Origin of the sequence: Marinococcus luteus, from assembly GCF_034497705.1 — a bacterium.
Taxonomy (GTDB): Bacteria; Bacillota; Bacilli; order Bacillales; family Marinococcaceae; genus Marinococcus; species Marinococcus luteus_A.
In genome coordinates this window covers 61,636-79,578 of record NZ_JAXRUV010000008.1, presented here as the reverse complement: position 1 = coordinate 79,578, position 17,943 = coordinate 61,636, and the positions used below count along the sequence as shown (strand labels likewise).

Annotated in this window: 17 protein-coding genes and 1 pseudogene; 9 read left to right on the top strand and 9 right to left on the bottom strand. The window is 50.1% G+C overall.

The genetic code is table 11. The features are described from left to right. Positions 1–34 precede the first annotated feature (34 nt). Positions 35–922, bottom strand: coding sequence for a UTP--glucose-1-phosphate uridylyltransferase GalU (galU, locus tag Q9M42_RS12625; protein WP_322526825.1), 888 nt, complete (start codon positions 920–922; stop codon positions 35–37). Between the two features lie 345 nt (positions 923–1,267). Here galU and Q9M42_RS12620 point away from each other — a divergent pair, with 345 nt between their 5' ends. Together Q9M42_RS12620 and Q9M42_RS12615 are read left to right on the top strand one after the other, a co-directional pair. Next, positions 1,268–1,834, top strand: a complete 567-nt coding sequence (locus tag Q9M42_RS12620; protein ID WP_322526824.1) for a transposase — start codon at positions 1,268–1,270, stop codon at positions 1,832–1,834. An 18-nt stretch (positions 1,835–1,852) separates the two neighbouring features. Continuing rightward, positions 1,853–2,239 (top strand): single-stranded DNA-binding protein, encoded by a 387-nt coding sequence (locus Q9M42_RS12615; protein WP_322526823.1) that lies wholly within the window; start codon positions 1,853–1,855, stop codon positions 2,237–2,239. 81 nt (positions 2,240–2,320) lie between these two features. On the opposite strand, the gene Q9M42_RS12610 is transcribed toward Q9M42_RS12615, so the two are convergent. Then, positions 2,321–2,836 (bottom strand): VanZ family protein, encoded by a 516-nt coding sequence (locus tag Q9M42_RS12610; RefSeq protein WP_322526822.1) that lies wholly within the window; start codon positions 2,834–2,836, stop codon positions 2,321–2,323. A 62-nt stretch (positions 2,837–2,898) separates the two neighbouring features. After that, positions 2,899–4,677 (bottom strand): SLC13 family permease, encoded by a 1,779-nt coding sequence (locus tag Q9M42_RS12605; RefSeq protein WP_322526821.1) that lies wholly within the window; start codon positions 4,675–4,677, stop codon positions 2,899–2,901. 225 nt (positions 4,678–4,902) lie between these two features. Here Q9M42_RS12605 and Q9M42_RS12600 point away from each other — a divergent pair, with 225 nt between their 5' ends. Beyond that, a complete protein-coding gene (locus Q9M42_RS12600) occupies positions 4,903–5,142 on the top strand; it encodes a DUF362 domain-containing protein (RefSeq protein ID WP_022793374.1) in 240 nt (79 codons plus the stop codon). Between the two features lie 253 nt (positions 5,143–5,395). Here the strand turns inward: Q9M42_RS12600 and Q9M42_RS12595 are convergent, their stop codons facing one another. Genes Q9M42_RS12595 through Q9M42_RS12585 form a run of 3 tightly spaced genes read right to left on the bottom strand, consistent with a single transcriptional unit; the run spans position 5,396 to position 8,434 of the window. After that, positions 5,396–6,346, bottom strand: coding sequence for a glycine betaine ABC transporter substrate-binding protein (locus Q9M42_RS12595; RefSeq protein ID WP_322526820.1), 951 nt, complete (start codon positions 6,344–6,346; stop codon positions 5,396–5,398). A 59-nt stretch (positions 6,347–6,405) separates the two neighbouring features. Further along, positions 6,406–7,245, bottom strand: coding sequence for an ABC transporter permease (locus Q9M42_RS12590; protein ID WP_322526819.1), 840 nt, complete (start codon positions 7,243–7,245; stop codon positions 6,406–6,408). After that, a complete protein-coding gene (locus Q9M42_RS12585) occupies positions 7,238–8,434 on the bottom strand; it encodes a quaternary amine ABC transporter ATP-binding protein (protein WP_322526818.1) in 1,197 nt (398 codons plus the stop codon). The genes Q9M42_RS12590 and Q9M42_RS12585 overlap by 8 nt, the downstream gene beginning before the upstream one ends. Before the next feature lie 257 nt (positions 8,435–8,691). Here Q9M42_RS12585 and Q9M42_RS12580 point away from each other — a divergent pair, with 257 nt between their 5' ends. Beyond that, a complete protein-coding gene (locus tag Q9M42_RS12580; protein ID WP_322526817.1) occupies positions 8,692–9,234 on the top strand; it encodes a GbsR/MarR family transcriptional regulator in 543 nt (180 codons plus the stop codon). 9 nt (positions 9,235–9,243) lie between these two features. On the opposite strand, the gene Q9M42_RS12575 is transcribed toward Q9M42_RS12580, so the two are convergent. Then, positions 9,244–10,143: a hypothetical protein gene (locus tag Q9M42_RS12575; protein WP_322526816.1), complete on the bottom strand. Its 900-nt coding sequence runs from the start codon at positions 10,141–10,143 to the stop codon at positions 9,244–9,246. Positions 10,144–10,237: 94 nt separating this feature from the next. Between Q9M42_RS12575 and Q9M42_RS12570 the strand changes: the two genes are divergently transcribed. After that, a complete protein-coding gene (locus tag Q9M42_RS12570) occupies positions 10,238–11,236 on the top strand; it encodes an LLM class flavin-dependent oxidoreductase (RefSeq protein ID WP_322526815.1) in 999 nt (332 codons plus the stop codon). Positions 11,237–11,286: 50 nt separating this feature from the next. Here Q9M42_RS12570 and Q9M42_RS12565 read toward each other — a convergent pair whose 3' ends face one another. Further along, positions 11,287–12,504, bottom strand: a complete 1,218-nt coding sequence (locus tag Q9M42_RS12565; RefSeq protein WP_322526814.1) for an MFS transporter — start codon at positions 12,502–12,504, stop codon at positions 11,287–11,289. Between the two features lie 340 nt (positions 12,505–12,844). Here Q9M42_RS12565 and Q9M42_RS12560 point away from each other — a divergent pair. Beyond that, positions 12,845–14,436, top strand: a pseudogene (locus Q9M42_RS12560) (solute:sodium symporter family transporter). 47 nt (positions 14,437–14,483) lie between these two features. On the opposite strand, the gene Q9M42_RS12555 reads toward Q9M42_RS12560, so the two are convergent. After that, positions 14,484–15,500 (bottom strand): zinc-binding alcohol dehydrogenase family protein, encoded by a 1,017-nt coding sequence (locus tag Q9M42_RS12555; protein ID WP_322526813.1) that lies wholly within the window; start codon positions 15,498–15,500, stop codon positions 14,484–14,486. 159 nt (positions 15,501–15,659) lie between these two features. On the opposite strand from Q9M42_RS12555, the gene trhA reads away from it, so the two are divergent. From trhA to Q9M42_RS12540, 3 genes are all read left to right on the top strand, one after another. Beyond that, a complete protein-coding gene (gene trhA / locus Q9M42_RS12550) occupies positions 15,660–16,307 on the top strand; it encodes a PAQR family membrane homeostasis protein TrhA (protein WP_322526812.1) in 648 nt (215 codons plus the stop codon). Between the two features lie 114 nt (positions 16,308–16,421). Beyond that, on the top strand, positions 16,422–16,718 hold the full coding sequence (locus Q9M42_RS12545; RefSeq protein ID WP_322526811.1) for a hypothetical protein: 297 nt from the start codon (positions 16,422–16,424) through the stop codon (positions 16,716–16,718). Positions 16,719–16,791: 73 nt separating this feature from the next. Then, complete coding sequence (locus Q9M42_RS12540; RefSeq protein ID WP_322526810.1) at positions 16,792–17,910, top strand: 5-methyltetrahydropteroyltriglutamate--homocysteine S-methyltransferase; 1,119 nt, start codon at positions 16,792–16,794, stop codon at positions 17,908–17,910. Positions 17,911–17,943 lie beyond the last annotated feature (33 nt).

Genomic DNA, 17,943 nt, shown 5'->3' with positions numbered 1-17,943 from the left:
GGCCAGTGCCCGTCGGCTTTTTCATTCCGCATGATTATTTTTTATCCGTTTCTTTTTGCAGAATATTATTCTGCAGGTAATCCTCGAGCTGCTCGCGCAGATCTTCCCGGTCGAGCGCGAAGTCGATCGTCGCTTTAACAAAACCGAACTTATCGCCGACATCGTATCGTACGCCGTCAAATTCATACGCCAGCACGTCCTGGCTTTCATTCAGCTTCGTAATGGCATCCGTCAGCTGGATCTCATTGCCGGAGCCGGGCGGCAGCGTTTCGAGAATGTCGAAGATTTCCGGTGTCAGAACGTAGCGTCCCATTACCGCATAGTTGGACGGAGCATCCGCAAGATCCGGCTTTTCCTTTAAGCCCTGGACTTTATGCACGCCAGCTTCTTCCTCGCTTTTCGGATCAATGATGCCGTACTTGGAAACGTCCTGATCCGGTACCTGCTGCACACCGACGACCGAGCTCTGGTATTTATCAAAGACGTCTGTCAGCTGCTTCATGCACGGCTCGTCCGAATGCACAATATCATCCCCAAGAAGTACAGCAAACGGCTCGTCCCCGATAAAACGGTGGGCGCACCAGATGGCGTGTCCGAGGCCCTTCGGCTCTTTCTGGCGAATGTAGTGGATATTTGCCATATTGGAGATCTGCTGGACCTCCTCAAGCTGCTTCGTTTTGTTTTTCTTTTCAAGCGTCTGCTCGAGCTCATACGAAACGTCGAAGTGGTCCTCAATCGCGCGCTTACCACGTCCGCTTACAATAATAATGTCTTCAATGCCGGCAGCAATCGCTTCTTCTACTATGTATTGAATAGTGGGTTTGTCCACAATCGGAAGCATTTCCTTCGGCTGCGCCTTTGTCGCCGGCAGAAAACGTGTTCCGAGCCCTGCGGCCGGAATAATAGCTTTACGTACTTTCATCTTTTTTCCTCCCTGATAACTGTGATGCGTGCCTTGCACGCATGTCAAATACAAGACAAATCAAGCTGTATTCAACATACCATAACGAATAGGAAATACAAACACATGGAACAAAATCGGCCTGCTTAAATTTTCCAAAAGCAGGGCAGGTCTCCCAAAGTGTTGTCACATTCTGCTTCTTCCTTTTGTTGGAATATATGGTATAGTAGTTATATTCTAACACGAAAGGAGGCGAAACCGCGTTTTTTTCTGCTCCCAAGGTCCTGTCTGCGGCCTTATTTTCACCAACCCCCTCCTCTTGGTGAAATACTCCCTACAAATTTTTAACGAAAGAGGTGTATGCCCGTGCCCCGGGAAGAACGCCTTTGGTTTCCTGGCACCGTCTATTACATTACTGCAGCTGGGGCTTCCAACCGCACCTTATTTCCCGATGAAAAAGACTATAAACAATACGTATACTTATTAGCCAAAGTAATCAATACCACAAAGCTCGACCTTCACGCCTACTGTCTGCTTCCAGACAGCATTCATCTGCTGGCTGAATCCACGTACGTCTCCATCTCGACCATTATGCGCGAGCTGCATGCGTCCTATGCCATGCACTACCGGCGCTATTATGAGACCCATGGCCCTGTTTTTCAGACCCGTTACCATTCCGAACTTCTCCCTGACGAAACGTCCTTTTTTGAACAGAGCCGCCGAATACACCTGCTTCCTTCTGAGAAGCTGGATCATTCCTACCCCGGCTCTTACCGGTGGTGCAGCGCACGGGACTACCTTGCGCCGCAGCCCGAGTACGCCCCGAGACATCCCTTTTTATCCCTCGAACGCACTCTTGGCTTTTTTCCTTCTCCAAGACATGAATACTTTCACCAATTTTTATACCACACGTCTGTAACCCAGACCCACTAACTATTCAGGAGTGATTACATGTTTAACCAGGTGACGCTTGTCGGCAGATTCACCCGCGATCCCGAATTAACCTATACGAAGGACGGGACCCCGGTATGCAACTTCACCCTTGCTGTTCAGCGGTCCTTTCGCAACCAGGAAGGGGAATACGACGCCGATTTTGTGCCTGTCACCGTATGGCGGCGCCAGGCGGAAACAACGTGCGAATACTGCCACAAAGGCGCTATGGTCGGTGTGAAAGGAAGAATTAATACCCGGCTGTACGACAACAAGGACAACAAGCGCGTGCAGGTGGTCGAAGTAAACGCTGAAGACGTCCGGTTTTTAAAGCTGCAGCCAGGCGCTTCTGAGGCACCGCCGGAAAGCATCGGCTTAAGCACTGAGCCTTTTCCTGCCGGTATGTAACAGTCTTTTCCCCTGCTTTATCCCTCGCATTACCCCCTCTTTCATAAATAAAGTCCCCCGCACTCCTCTGCAGGGGACTTTTTACATAAACCGCGATCCGTACCTCCACAGCCAGCACAAAACAACAATCACTGCCGCAGCGGACACTCCGGCCATGTCGAGAGCAACATCCTGCCACATGCCATGCCTGTCCGGGCTGAAGTGCTGCCGTAACTCGTCAAGCATGGCAAACATAAATACAAACCCATAGGCCCCGGCGAGCTTTCCCCAAAACGGCAGGCGGTACGGGTACACTGCGAGCAGAGCCGCCAGAAATATAGCGGTGAACATAAACACGTGGCTTGCCTTGCGGATAAAAAATTCCACATAGCCTTCCACACCCGATGCAGCTACACTTACCGGATCCCCGCCATACGAAAAGGACGGCACAGATACGTATGGCTGCAGCCGCTCAAACGGTATATGCTCGAGCCACGGACGAATGTCCTGCTGCTGGTACGGCATGGAAGTTGAAATGAGAATGGTTAGTACAGCACCTGCAAGCGGCAGTGCAAACAGCCATTTATGCGCGGACAGACTTTCTGCACGTATATCCAAGGTGCTTACCTTCTTTCTTCTTTATTTTCAGTATAAAAAACCTGCTGGCGCTTTTCCAGCTTTTAACCCCATACCGTCCATGTAATACTGATGGTAATGACCATAACAATCAGACTCACCGGCGCGCCGATTTTCATAAAATCCGTGAACCGGTAGCCGCCCTGCGTATACACAAATAGATTCGTCTGGTAGCCAATTGGCGTAATAAAGCTCGCGGACGCTGCAATTGCAACAATTACCGCAACTGCCAGCGGAGAGACAGACAAAATATCCGCTGTTTCCAGTGCCACCGGGAGCATCACGATGGCCGCCGCATTGTTGGTTACCACTTCGGTAAACACATTTGTCAAAACATACAGGGCTGTAAACACTCCGAGCACCCCGAATGGCATAAACCAGTCAATCATCCGTTCTGCGAGAAGCGGGGCTGCACCTGTGCTCATCATCGCTTCCCCGAGCCCAAAGGCAGCAGCAATGACGATCAGTACTTCATATGGAAGATACCGGTGGGCATCCATCAGCGAAAGCGAGCCTGTCAGGAGCAGTCCGGCGACGGCGATCAGCGCTGCATAAAAAATAGGAATAATCTGCAGGGCAGCGAGTCCCACCATCAGCATCATCATGACGAGCGGGAGCCAGCTTTTCCATCTCGGTCCCTTCAAAAAAGGATTCACGCTGTTTTTCAGTACGTGAAAGTCATTATGGGCGCTCGTTTTTTGTTCAAATTCTGGTCCAGCCAGCAGGAGGAGTGTATCTCCCGGCTTTACCACCATTTCTTTCATTTCGGGCGAATAGCTCTCATCATAACGATGGATGCCGATAATCGCAGCATCAAATCGCTGGTCAAAGAAAATATCCTTTAGCTTTGTAAATAGAATGTTGGAGTAGTGGGTTACCATTACTTCCATCAGCTTGCGGTCATTCGGCTCTTCAGCCGTTTTTTTCTCACTCGTTTCCGTTCTAATATCGAGACCATCCGTATTTTCGAGCACCGCTATCTGGGCCAGGTCTCCGTATACCATCAGACAGTCACCCGGCTTAAGAATGTGTTGTTCGCCGGCCTCCCTGCTTTCTGCTTCCCCGTTTGGCAGCACAGCCAGCAGCTGCAGAGATGGATCATTAATAAAGCCCGCCCGTTTCAGCGTGTATCCGAGATGCTTATAATCGGGGGTGATTTCGAGCTTGAGCATGTATTTCCGGCGGCCCTCCTTCTGGTAAAACAGCGGCGGCTTACGGTCCGGGAGAATCTTTATGCCTACCGTTAAAATAAAGATGGTGACAGCAATTGTAGCCGGTATGCCGATTAATGCGAGCTGAAAAAAATGAAACCCCGCGTATCCCCGCTCCAGCAGGAGCCCGTGCACGACGAGGTTGGTGGACGTTCCTATCAGTGTAATCGTGCCCCCGATGATCGTGGCGTAGGACAGGGGAAGCAGGAATTTGGAAGGCGCCAGATCATATTTCTCGCACCATCGTTTCACAAGCGGCGAAAACGTCGCTACAATCGGCGTATTATTCAGAAAACCGCTCATAAGCGCCGAGGGCACGAGCATTTTCATTAGCGACCCTCTAGGGGTACGGCCTTTACTCAGTACTCCTTCAACGAACCGGTCTACGATGCCGGTCTGCTGGACGGCACCTGCCACAATACAAAGAAGGCCCACAGTCAGCATGCCCTGGTTGGCAAACCCCTTCAGCCCCTGTTGTGGTGTAATAATCCCTGTGATAAGCAGCAGTGAAAGAACGAATAAAAAAATAATCCCCGGCCGCGCTATTTCCTTCATCAGAGCACCAATCATCGCCAATACGATAATCAGCACCCATACAATCTCCCAGGACACGCCGTCACCTCCCTTTTTATAATCCATAGTATTTTAATATGTTTAATCAATTTTAGACTCACAACCTATTATACTTATCGCCAAGTAATTGTAAAGGAACACTATATGTTTTACACTAGAGAAAGAGAGGTTTCTTACTAGGCGCTGGCTTTCTTCAATGGAGAGACAGTTTTTCGGCGCGTAATCATAAATCTCTTGAAATACTTTGAAAAGAGGTGAACCAAAATGGCATTCGTCATTACATCGCCATGTATAGAGGAAAAAGCAGGGGAATGCGTGGATGTTTGTCCTGTAGACTGTATTGAAGAAGGAAAAGAGCAATTTTATATTGACCCAGACGTCTGTATCGACTGTGGTGCCTGTGTAGTTGTCTGTCCAGTAGAAGCTATCATCGAGGATACTGAACTGACACCGGAAACAGAACCGTATCTGGAGAAAGCAAAACAATATTTCGGTACAGAATAAATCGAATCCCGCTTTCCATCAGCGGGATTTTTATATTTTTACAATTAGGCAGATTAAACCGGGGGAAAACGGGTATACCATTACTACCCCACCCCATACCTCGATTATTGAACCATCTGAAGCCAGTAATATCTGCTGGCCCGGTTCATAACTGTGCCACTTCCTGATGCCCGCAGGCAGATACCTGTGGGCATTTGGTATGTATAAAAAAAATAAAACCGAAGCTCCTGAGAGCTCCGGCTTATCGCTATACTTATTCTTCTGCTTCAAGGTCTTCGATGGATTCAATGTCCATGTATTCCGGAACGACCAGGCCGGTAATAGCGCCTTCGAGGTTCGCACCAAGGTCTTCATAGTCATCGCCGTATTCTTCCATCTGGCTTGCGTGCGTGTTCGGGAACCAGCCGGCAACCATGCCGTCTGCTTCGCCGTCAGCAACAGCTGCAAACATTGGCCCAGCTTCAAGCTGCGTTAATGTTACGTCGTAGCCAAGATCGGTGAGCACTTCTCCGACTACGTTAGTGGACGCAATTTCAGAGTCCCAGGCAACATAGACGAGTTCGATCGCTTCGCCGTCAACCTCTTCCACGCCGTTGGTCCATTCAGATACCATATCTTCGTTTTCATCAACCCATGTAGCAGCGGCTTCAGCCGGCTCAGCGCCATCCTGGATCTCTACCATGATCTCTTCCATATTCTCTGCTTCCCACTGGAACTGATCGAGGAACTGATACGCTCCCGGCATATCCTCTTCAAGTCCCTGGCGTACAACAGTATGAATATCATCACCGTCACCGAAGGAGCCTTCCGGGTCTTCCAAATACTTCAGATCATATTCTGCAAATTTCCAGTGCGGAGTCCAGCCGGTAACAATAATCGGCTCTTCGTTTTCAATCGCATCTCCGAGTGCGCTAGTCATCGCTGCACCGGAGCTCGACTGCAGATTCCAGTTGCTGAGACCGTAATCTTCGATGGCCTGTTCGCTTTGAGACATAATACCAGCACCGGCATCAATACCAGTAATCGTGTAGTCCACTTCTTCACCAAAACCGCCGCCGGAAGAGGATTCTTCACTCGATCCGGAATCGTCAGATCCGCCGGATTCCTCTGAATCCCCGCCGCCTCCGCCTCCGCAGGCGGTCATCACCGCTGCCATTGAAATTCCGGCTGCGCCTAAACCAGCTTTTTTCCATAACTTTCCCATGTGAATTACTCCCCTTTTGTTCTTAATTGTATGGATACTCCCTGTTCCGGGAGATATACCTATTTTCGCTTGCTTGCTCCAAAGCCCTGCGTCAACCGGTCCAGAATGATCGCTACAATCACGATCGCAAGGCCGGCTTCAAAGCCGCCGCCGACATCGTTCCGGCCGACCGCAAAGTACACCGCCGTCCCGAGGCCGTCCGCCCCGATCATCGAGGCAATAACGACCATCGACAGCGCCAGCATGATCGTCTGGTTAATCCCGGCCATGATTGTCGTTTTTGCCATCGGCAGCTGCACCTTAAACAGCTTCTGGTTGCCCGTCGACCCGAACGCCTCTGACGCTTCGATAATTTCCGTCGGCACCTGCCGGATCCCGAGATTCGTAAAGCGGATCGTCGGCGGCATCGCAAAAATAACCGAGGCGACGACGCCCGGCACCATCCCGATGCCGAAAAAAGCAACGGCCGGGATCAGGTACACAAAGGCAGGCATCGTCTGCATAAAGTCGAGCACCGGTTTGATCGTGCCCTCAACTGCGGAGCTCCTGGACATCCAGATGCCAACCGGCACCCCGATAACAATGGAAATCACTCCGGCGGTCAGCACAATCGCAAGCGTCAGCACCATGTCCTCCCAGTAGCCCAGGTTCCAGATGAGCAGCAGTCCGAGCAGGACAAACACGGTAAGTCCGATTTTTCTTCCGGCAAACCAGAACGTTAACCCCACCATAATCAGTAGCAGCAGCCACGGCGGAAAGATGCCGAAAAACCATTCAAATCCGCTGATTAGATAGCCAATAAAATCGGTGAGAGGACCGAAGATAAATTCGGCCTGGGTCAGCCATTCGACAAACGCATCAATCCATGCAGCAACCGGCAGCGGCGTCATGTTACTCAACGGCCGACACCTCCTTACCGGAAAGCAGCGCCATGACAGAGCCTCTTACAACTATGCCTATTATCTTGTTATTTTCATCAACGACGGCTACTGGTGTGTTTTTGTATGTAAGCAGCTCGATCATTTCCTTGACTACCGTATCCCTTTGTACCGTAGGCACGTCTTCATGCAGAATGCTTCGCACATCTTCAGAACCCTGTTCCACCAGCTCCGATACTTCATCGGCATGGACAATTCCGAGCAGCGTGCGGTCTTTATTCGTTACATACAGGCTCGAAATGCCTTCTTTTTTCATGCGCTGCAGTGCCACCCGTGGCCCGTCTTTATCGATCGTAAGTACTTCCGGCCGTTTCATGACAGCTTCTGCGGTAAATACCTTGGAGCGGTCTACGTCTTCCACGAATTTGGCCACGTAGTCATCAGCCGGGTTCTGAAGAATGTCCTCCGGTGTACCGATCTGGACCACCCGCCCGTCTTTCATGATCGTAATCCGGTCCCCGAGCCGCAGTGCTTCGTCCAGATCGTGGGTAATAAACACGATCGTTTTTTTCATCCGGCCCTGCAGCTCGAGCAGCTCATCCTGCATTTCCTTCCGGATCAGAGGGTCGAGTGCCGAGAAGGCTTCATCCATCAGCAGAATGTCGGTATCCGCTGCCAAAGCTCTTGCCAAACCTACGCGCTGCTGCATCCCGCCGGACAATTCGTCCGGGTACATATTGCCGTAGCCGCCGAGACCTACCAGCTGCAGAGCTTCATCTGCTTTTTTCTTTTTCTCCTGCTCCTCGAGTCCCTGAATTTCCAGGCCATAAGCTACATTATCGAGAATCGTCCGGAACGGAAATAGTCCGAATTGTTGGAAAACCATGCTCATTTTTTCCCTGCGCACCGCTCTCAACCCTTTGTCGTCCATACGGGCTAGATCATCACCGTCCACCCAGACACTTCCTTCGGTCGGATCAATTAACCGGTTCAAAAGTCTCACAAGCGTAGATTTTCCGCTTCCGGAAAGTCCCATGATCACAAATATTTCTCCGGCCTCCACCGAAAAGTTGCTCCGGTTCACGCCAACCGTGCAGCCGGTTTCTTCCAGGATTTCGTCTTTCGATTTCCCCTGTTCCAGCAGTTTAATTGCACGGCCCGGGCGTTTGCCGAAGACCTTGGTTAAGTTCTCCACTTGTATCTTCGCCAACGTTTTACACCTCATTTACTATGTCTCTGTCTAAATTGATTATCACTCTTTTACTATATATTATTAGGATAAAAGTTACAAAACTTTTATCACGCCATTTTAGGCCGTTTTGAGCATAAAGTATATACTGTACATACGTTATATACTTGTATCTATCATTATCTACTGATTAGAAGAGTTAACGACCGAATATTCAATTTTTTTATTTTACAGCAATTTGCTAAACTTTAAGCATACATGCAAAAAGGGGGTTCCGGATGGAAAGGGAGCAGCAGCATATTCAGAATAAGCTGGATGAAGCAAAAAATCAGTTCATTTCCACGATTGCCCAGAACATGGGCCTGTATGGTGTTTCCGATACAAACGGACGCCTGTACGGCACCATGTTGTTTGCCGAACGCCCCATGACACTCGACGATATGAGCGAGGCACTGGGCATGAGTAAAATGAGTATGAGTACCGGTATACGGGCCCTCATGGATGCAGGCATGGTCGAACGGGTATGGGAAAAGGGAGTACGCAAGGATCTGTACCAATCCAACGACGACTGGTATCAATCATTTACCTCTGTTTTTGTAAACCGCTGGAGAGAGGCCTCGGATAATAATCAAAATGCAGCCCGCCGCGCCAAAGAGGAGTTTGAATCCTGCTTAGAGGAAGCGGAGGATCCGCTCCTTATCGAAGAGCTTCAGCACAATCTTGAAAAAATCAATTACGCCCTGAGCTATTACGAATGGCTTGATGAAGTGATCCGCATTTTTGAAAGCGGTGAAATTTTTACGATGATCCCCCTGAAGTAATTCCCGCCTTTAAATTTCTAGCAACGGCAGCCGGTGCTCAAGCCGGATCTGCTCCCTTACTCTGACTGCCGCCTCTGCCCCCGTGACATCTCTTCGCCAGAGGAGGGCATACTGATACAGGTCGTGCCATTCCAGAATATTCGCAAACTGCTGCAGCGAAGAAAGCGGTATGCTTCGTACGCTATCATAGCCAGCGAGCAGCTCATTAAAAACCATTCGGGCAAAGGGGTGATAGTCCTGTTCGCCGGAAAAGGAAAGCAGAATGTCCCGCAGCAGCGCAGCAAGATCATATATGCTTACATGAACCCCCGGCATCGCTCCTGGACACAAAACTCCGCCCCCTGCATTTTCCTGATCCCTATTTATTTCTCTGAAAACAAAACCTATGTCCTCCGACTGAAGGGCTGCACGCTCGATCACAGGAAACAGTGCATCGATGCTTTGCCGGATCATCGTCTGGCCTTTTGGAAGCAGCAGCTCCATTTGCCGGTATTCTGCCTTTATAGTCTGCTCCGCCAGCAAAACGCTGTCTTTATCTTTTAGCGACAGTTTCTCAGGCCAGCTGCAGTGCTTTTCTGCCAGACAGGCGCCAAGCTGCCGGTAATGTGCTTCTTCCTTACCAGCTTGTCCACGGCTTAACGGCTTCTTCTGATACATATAGGCCCAGCCAGCCTCCCCGGCATCCGCCAGTTTATCTCCCTTTCTTGTCTGTTTGATGCTTATATTATTGTCAGCTTCAAGCCACCGGACCGTATCGTTTTCCGGAAGCACAAGCTCACCGGTCACAAGCTCCCACTCCAATCCTTCTGTATCCCTTACACTATAGCGCCTGGCTCTTCGTTGCCCGGGCGAAGCTGCTTCTATACCGTATACCTGTTGAATCCAACGACGGACCGGTTCTGTGTTCATTGGTCTTCCCCATTTCATTTACTGTAGATTTTTTCGTTTTTCTTTTACACTGGACTAGCATAGAAAAGCATTCTGTTTAGCTGGAGGAACGCAGATGAATATCAGTATTCTTGATCAATCACCGATTGCAGAAGGCGAGACCCCCGAAAAAGCCTTCGAGCATACCCGTGAGCTCGTTCAAATGGCGGAGAAGTGGGGATTTCACCGCTTTTGGGTAGCCGAGCACCATAGCACCAGCGGCCTGGCCGGCTCATCGCCGGAAATTCTGATGTCGCATCTCGCTAGTGTCACTGCAACCATCCGTATAGGCTCGGGAGGCGTTTTACTTCCGCAGTACAGCCCGTACAAAGTAGCAGAAAACTTTAAAGTGCTTGAAGCATTATTCCCCGGACGGATCGACCTTGGTATCGGAAGATCTCCCGGCGGGGGCAACACCATCCGGGAAGCCCTGACAGATGGCAATAAAAAAAGCCTTTCCGCCTTCCCCCGCCTTCTTCAGGAGGTCCAGGGGTTTATTGACCGCTCCCTTCCCGGGGATCACCCTTATGCTTCGATTAAAGCCTCCCCAATGAGCAGCTCCCTGCCGGAAACCTGGGTACTCGGTTTGTCCGAGCGCGGCGCCAGGGACGCCGGAAAACAAAGTACCGGCTTCATGTTCGGTCAGTTTATCAGCCCGGACCAGGGCGTGGAGGCGGTCCGTAAATATCACGCTTCTTTTGTCCCAAGCGCCCGACAGCCCCGGCCGGTGACCGCTGCCTGTGTATTTATTGTCTGCGCGGCTAACGATGAAGAGGCTGAGCACCTGGCGCTAAGCCAGGACCAGTGGCTTTTAAATGTCGAAAAGGGGACAAATACAAAAGTGCCCGCCCCGGAGAGTATAGACCCCGGCTCCTGGACCCAGGAAGAATGGGAAAAAGTGCAGGAGAATCGGCGGCGCGCTGTTGTCGGCTCCCCGGCTGCTGTGCAAAAACAGCTGCGTGAACTGCGGGATAAGCTCGGGCTCGATGAACTGATGGGTATTACCAACATTTATGATTTTGAAGCAAAAAAGAAATCTTTCCAATACGCTGCCGATATTGCCGCCAATCTTTAAACAAAAAAATCCGCACGCTCGAAAATTGAGCGTGCGGATTTTTAGTTTTTCTAATAAGAATCTGCTGCCGGTACTCCCTGGCTGCTTTCCTGGGATTCTTTTTCGCTTGAACGGAAGGAGATCCACGAAAGCATCAGACCTAATAGCGTAATGACAGCACCGGCCATGCCGATCATCGGCAGGCTCAAACCGAGACTGATCACAACACCACCAACCCAGGCGCCAAAGGCGTTCGCCAGGTTAAAGGCAGAGACCGCGGACGCACTTGCAATCGAAGGCGCCCCCTCTGCTGCCCGGATGACCGTTGTCTGCAGAATTGGTACTGTACCAAAGGCTCCCATCCCCAGCAGAAGCACCGATACCGGCGCAAGCCAGGGAATGGTACTCGTTAAGGTGAGCGTCGACAGAATCACGGTCAGCGAAGCCATCACAACCATCAGCGGCTTCAGCAGGGACTCTGCATTCAGACGTCCCGAAAGCATATTGCCCAGAACGCCTCCGACCCCGAATAAAAATAGGGAAAGCGTTATACCTGCCGGACCAAAGCCTGTTATATCCTGAAGCAGGGGCTCAATATACGTATAGGCGGTGAAAACACCTGAATAGCCGAATACTGTAATAGCGAGTGCAAACAACACCTGCTTTCTTTTGAAAACACCAAGCTCTTTTCTCATCGATGTCGGTTCTTCAGCATTCATGTTTGGTACATAAAAGATAATTCCGAGCAGGCTTATCACGCCGAGTCCGGCAATACCAGCAAACACTATGCGCCAGTCAAATAAATCTCCGATATATGCACCGAACGGTACACCAATCATTAAGGAAATCGTCAGTCCGCCATTAATGGCAGCCACCGCTCCGGATTTTTTCGATGGAGGGACAACTTCACTTGCCATAACCATCGCAATGGCAAAGAACGGCCCGTGCATCAGCGCAGAGAAGACGCGTGCACACAGCAGAACCGTATAGTTTGGTGCCAGGGCGCTGGCCACGCTTGAACCGATAAATAACAGCATCAATCCAATTAATACATACTTCCTTGGAAACTTCACCAGAAGAGATATGGCAATTGGCGAGAGCACGGCGACGCCGAGCGCATACATGCTGACAATCAGACCCGCGGCAGAAATCGTGATGCCAAAGGAGTCAGACACATTCGACAAAATCCCCATGGCGACATATTCAGTAGTACCGATAGCGAACGTAGAAATCATAAACATGGCAATCATCACCATTGGGCGGAACGTTTGGCCATTGCGTACGATCATTGTTATCCCTCCTTGATATATTGATTAATGAATTTTTCACTCTGTTTCTCCCACAACGAGTTCTTATTCTATAGGCTGGACTTTCATGCGTCTAGACTGTAAAACGCTTACGACACATAATTGTCACATTTTTTCTGTTGATTTTTTGATTTTTATCATGTAAGGGTTATCATTTCCTTTTTATCAATATTTTTATTTATTTTATGCATTCATCTTTATGATGTTTTTTATACAATTGCCTGTTATCAGGGGTTTGCGCAGAAATTAGCAGGGGTAAACCTTTTTTCGTCCGCACTATTCAAAACGTTTCGATAAACTCACACAGCAGGAAAGAAGGGACATCATGTTTTCACTTTTTACATTCATACTTATCACTATCGCTATTGCCGGCTACGCCGCCTACCGGACGAAAAGCATTAACATGCAGAGCCAGGAGGGCTATTTTCTCGGCGGCCGCAGTCTGATGGCGCTCACCATCGGTTCGTCCACCCTGCTTGCCAATCTCTCCACCGAGCAGCTTGTTGGACTTAGCGGGCAGAGACGTACACTGGCTCGATGGCTTCGATGGCCTGGGAGGTTACTACACCAGTAGCGCTCATTTTTATGGCATTTATGTTTTTACCTAAATACTTACGGGCGGGAGTAACTACCGTTACCGAATTTCTTGAAAAACGCTATGATCAGCGGACGAGGCAGATCGTTTCATTACTTATGCTGCTCGGATTTGCCTCCTCGTTCCTGCCGACCGTGCTTTATTCCGGCTCCCTCGTGCTTGACCAAATATTTGATATTTCAGGCGTGCTCGGCACGAGCCAGTTTTTCACCGTTTTAATCGTTTCTGCCGGCATCGGGCTTGTCGGCATGCTTTATATTGTGTTCGGCGGTCTGAAGGCTATTGCCTCCGCTGATTCACTGTACGGCGTCGGATTAATTGCCGGCGGTATCCTTATTCTCGTGCTCGGGCTCATGGCGCTTGGCAATGGCAATATGTTTAACGGGGTTGGGACGCTCACCTCGGAGCATACAGATAAATTAAACGCCATCGACGGCAGCAACGACGCACAGGTGCCGTGGCCGACAATATTTATGGGGCTTTTGTTTAATAACCTTTTTTATTTTTGTATCAATCAGGCCATCGTTCAGCGTCCACTTGCAGCACGTAATTTAAAAGAAGGCCAGAAGGGTGTCATGATTACTGCCTTATTTAAATTGTTCGGTGCCTTTTACCTCGTACTTCCTGGCGTCATCGCCTATCATTTGTATGGCAGCAGCCTCGCGAATGGAGACGCCGCCTATCCGACGCTCGTGACCGACTTGCTGCCGCCAGTACTGACCGGCGTGTTCGCAGCTATTTTGTTCGGAGCTGTCCTGAGTTCATTTAACGGAGGCATCAACAGCGTCATTACGCTGTTTACGCTTGATTTATATAAACCGTTGTTTCATCCGGATGCCGATGAAGCAGCCCTCGTTCGTTCCGGCCAGCGGTTTGCAATGGTTGTCGCTATTGTCTCCATTTTTATCTCTCCCTTTATTTTGTTTGCCCCGTCAGGGCTGTACAATTATCTGCAGGAAATGTTCGGGTTCTTCAACATTCCGGTGCTCGCCATTATGGTTGTCGGCTTTTATACAAAAAACGTATCACCGTTTGCCGCAAAGGTGGCTGTACCGGTACACATCATTTTGTACGGCGCAAGTAAAATCTTTATCGGAGAGCTCAACTTCCTTTATGTACTGAGTGTGCTGTTTCCACTCAGCGTTATTGTAATGCTCGTTGCCGGGAAATTCAAACCGATGGAGGAGCCTTTCGAATTCAAAAACGAAGCGCCCGTAGATATGGTGCCGTGGAAATATGCCAAGCCGGCTGCCGCCGGCCTCGTTATCGGCATCGGTATTCTTTATGTAATCTTCTCCCCTCTCGGAGTCGCCTCCTAATCTCAAAAAAGAGCACCGCAGCCGGATAGGCTGCGGTGCGTTTTCATTTACTCCCAGTGTTCAAGAACAATTTTACCGATCGCTTTACCAGCCTCCACCCGCTGGTGCGCTTCTTTCATCTGTTCGGCGTTCAGTGGTGTCAGTGTTTTGGTGAGCGTCGGCTTGATCGTTCCCTGATCAAACAGGTCAGCCAGTTCACCCAGAATGACGTGCTGCCGGATCATATCCTCCGTCTGGTACATCGGACGCGTGAACATAAACTCCCACATAAAGGCGGCACTTTTTGCCTGCAGGTCGGTAAGCGGAAGCGGCTCTTCTGTTTCCACAATGGAACAGATGGTTCCCTGCGGACGGATGCACTCGGCCATCCCCGTCCAGTGCTGAGCCGTATCGGTGAAACAGAGAATATAGTCGACCCCGTCATATCCTGCCTCCTGGAGCTGCTTGAACAGAGGCTGGTGATGGTTAATCACTTTGTCTGCCCCCATCTGTTCGCACCAGGCAGTGGTTTCTTCACGTGAAGCAGTAGCGACTACATCAAGACCGGCCCATTTGGCGAGCTGAATCGCAATGGAGCCCACGCCGCCGGCGCCGTTTAACACGAGTACAGACGCTCCGCGATCCCGTTCCGGTACAATTCCGATCCGGTCGAACAACGCTTCGTACGCCGTAATAGCAGTTAAAGGCATTGCAGCACTTTCGGCCATAGACAGCTGCGCAGGTCGTCTGCCCACTACCCGCTCATCTACCAGGTGATACTCCTGGTTGGAGCCGGACCGCTGATTGCTTCCGGCGTAATACACTTCATCGCCGGGCTGAAACAGCGACGCCTCTTCGCCCACCGATTCTACGACACCGGCTGCGTCAAACCCGAGAATCTGCGGCTCTGCTTCTTCCTTTCCTTCATTTCCTCCGCGGATTTTTGTATCCACCGGATTTACGGAAACCGCCTGGACACGCACCAGCAGATCCCGGCCCTTCGGTTCCGGTTTTGACACTTCAAACATTTCAAAGCTTGCTTCTTCTTCAATGGGAAGATGTTTTTTAAACCCTATTGCTTTCATTATGGTCCCTTCTTTCCTCACTTGGTTAAAGCCGTTCTGAATTCTCATACCCGCCCCGTTCTATCCGGCAAACAAATCCACAGCCATTTATACCTGTTCGAAACTCTGCTGAAAATGAGTTATAATGAAGAAACTATTCTCAATGAAAGAAGGCGGCGTATGCAGGACCAAACCCACACGTTTACTAAACGGGAGGAATTCGCTAACGCAGTCACGCACGGCATCGGTGCTCTGCTGAGCGCTGCTGCGCTTATTATTATGATCGTTTTCGCTTCCATGAACGCTTCAGCCCTCCATGTGGTAAGCGTTTCTATTTTCGGCACATCTATGCTTCTCTCCTACGTATGCTCCACCCTTCTTCACAGCTTTCCCCCGGGCAGACTCAAGGATTTGTTTGAAGTCTTAGATCACTCTGCCATTTACTTATTTATTGCAGGCACCTATACCCCGTTTTTGTTTCATGCACTCCACGGCACCTTAAGCTGGGTCTTGTTCGGCGTTGTATGGGGCATTGCATTTATCGGTATTATTTTTAAAGCCTTCTTCACCAAGCGGTTTCGTATTCTGTCGACTGTTTTTTACATCGGTATGGGGTGGATCATTATTATCGCCTGGCCGGCGCTCGTGAGCGCGCTTCCCTACGGCGGCCTGGTGCTGCTCGTTATTGGAGGCGTATTGTACACCGCCGGCACTATTTTTTACATGTGGCGGAGCTTTCCCTACCATCACGCCGTCTGGCACTTTTTTGTTCTCGCCGGCTCCGCCGCCCATTTCTCTGCCGTGTTTTTCTACGTTATCCCTCTATAGCAGACGAAAGCCCGTGCTTTTCGAGCAGCACGGGCTTTTTTTACATTGCCCGTTAACAAAGACCTGGGTTTATGATAAGAATAAAAGTAAATATATATAAAAGGATGTTTTTGCTTGCCGACACGTGCTCATACCTATATCAATTCTGCTCTCGCTGTTCTGGCTGTCTATGCCGCGCTGCTGACCATCAGGCTATTTTTTACCTCCAGCGAGCTTCTTGCCTATGTCACTCATCCGCTCGTTTTAATCGTTCCAGTCGGTCTCACAGTCGCAGGCTTGAGGTATTTCATCGTTTATACCGAAGTGAAAAATAAAAAACGCTTCCTCTATTCCCTGATTGCCGGAAGCATCGCCCTATTTCTTCTGTTTTTACTGTTTTTATATGTTATTTCAAGGCTCGTCTCCCTCTGAAGCAATTTACTTCTATTCAAAATTTTGATAAGCTTCAAGATATTTCACTAATGGTTTTTAAAGGAGAGAGAGTATGGCACAATCAGCATCCTGGCGGACAAAAGCTCCCTACCGGGCAGATCAGGTAGGAAGCCTTTTGCGTACTGTCGCTATCAAAGAAGCACGTGAACGCTACGCGAATGGAGCCATTTCTGCGGACGAGCTGCGCCGTGTAGAGGATAAGGAAATCGAGCGCATCGTTCAAAAGCAAGAAGAAACGGGGCTTCAGGCTGTCACAGACGGCGAATTTCGCCGTGCCTGGTGGCATTTTGATTTTCTTGAAGATTTAATTGGTGTGGAGGCCTACGATAAAGACTCCGGCATCCAGTTTGAAGGCGTACAGACGAAGGCCCGCGGCATCAAGGTGACCGGAAAAATTGACTTCAGCGATAAGCACCCGATGCTGGAGGATTTCCGTTACCTTCATCAGGTCACCGGCAGCACCGAAGCAAAGTTTACGATACCAAGCCCGAACATGCTGCACCTTCGAAGCGAGATTGAGACCGATCTTTACAACGGGCCGGGAGACATGATCGACGACCTGGCGAAGACGTATCAAAAAGCGATTCAGGCGTTTTATGACGCCGGCTGCCGCTACCTGCAGCTCGACGACACGTCCTGGGCGTATTTGTGCTCCGAGGAACAGGTGGAGCGTATGAATCAGGAGGGCATCGACCATCGTTCCCTGGTGGAACGCCATGCCCGGGCGGTCAATGAAGCCGTCGCCTACAAGCCGGAGGATATGACAATTACGATGCACATCTGCCGCGGTAACTTCCGCTCTACATGGATCTCTTCCGGCGGCTACGAGCCTGTAGCTGATATTTTATTTGGCAGCGTCAATGTAGACGGCTTTTTCCTTGAGTATGACAGCGACCGGGCCGGCGATTTCAAACCGCTCCGTTTCATTAACCGCGAGGATGTGCAGGTCGTGCTCGGCCTGATCACCTCCAAAAGCGGAGAGCTTGAAAACGCGGAGGATGTAAAATCAAGAATCATGGAAGCGTCCGAATATGTGCCGCTTGAGCAGCTCTGCCTGAGCCCGCAGTGCGGGTTCGCTTCGACCGAGGAAGGCAATGTTCTGACCGAGGACGAACAGTGGAAAAAGCTCGAGCACGTTGTCACCATCGCAAAAGATGTGTGGCAGGACTAATACAGAATAAAAAAAGCAGGACCGAAAATTTTC

Bases quoted from the DNA above. Each gene is read 5' to 3' on its own strand.
- Q9M42_RS12595 (WP_322526820.1), bottom strand. From the start codon at position 6,346: ATGGGAAAGTTATGGAAAAAAGCTGGTTTAGGCGCAGCCGGAATTTCA.
- galU (WP_322526825.1), bottom strand. From the start codon at position 922: ATGAAAGTACGTAAAGCTATTATTCCGGCCGCAGGGCTCGGAACACGT.
- Q9M42_RS12565 (WP_322526814.1), bottom strand. From the start codon at position 12,504: ATGATCGTACGCAATGGCCAAACGTTCCGCCCAATGGTGATGATTGCC.
- Q9M42_RS12615 (WP_322526823.1), top strand. From the start codon at position 1,853: ATGTTTAACCAGGTGACGCTTGTCGGCAGATTCACCCGCGATCCCGAA.
- Q9M42_RS12540 (WP_322526810.1), top strand. From the start codon at position 16,792: ATGGCACAATCAGCATCCTGGCGGACAAAAGCTCCCTACCGGGCAGAT.
- Q9M42_RS12555 (WP_322526813.1), bottom strand. From the start codon at position 15,500: ATGAAAGCAATAGGGTTTAAAAAACATCTTCCCATTGAAGAAGAAGCA.
- Q9M42_RS12580 (WP_322526817.1), top strand. From the start codon at position 8,692: ATGGAAAGGGAGCAGCAGCATATTCAGAATAAGCTGGATGAAGCAAAA.
- trhA (WP_322526812.1), top strand. From the start codon at position 15,660: ATGCAGGACCAAACCCACACGTTTACTAAACGGGAGGAATTCGCTAAC.
- Q9M42_RS12570 (WP_322526815.1), top strand. From the start codon at position 10,238: ATGAATATCAGTATTCTTGATCAATCACCGATTGCAGAAGGCGAGACC.
- Q9M42_RS12575 (WP_322526816.1), bottom strand. From the start codon at position 10,143: ATGAACACAGAACCGGTCCGTCGTTGGATTCAACAGGTATACGGTATA.
- Q9M42_RS12600 (WP_022793374.1), top strand. From the start codon at position 4,903: ATGGCATTCGTCATTACATCGCCATGTATAGAGGAAAAAGCAGGGGAA.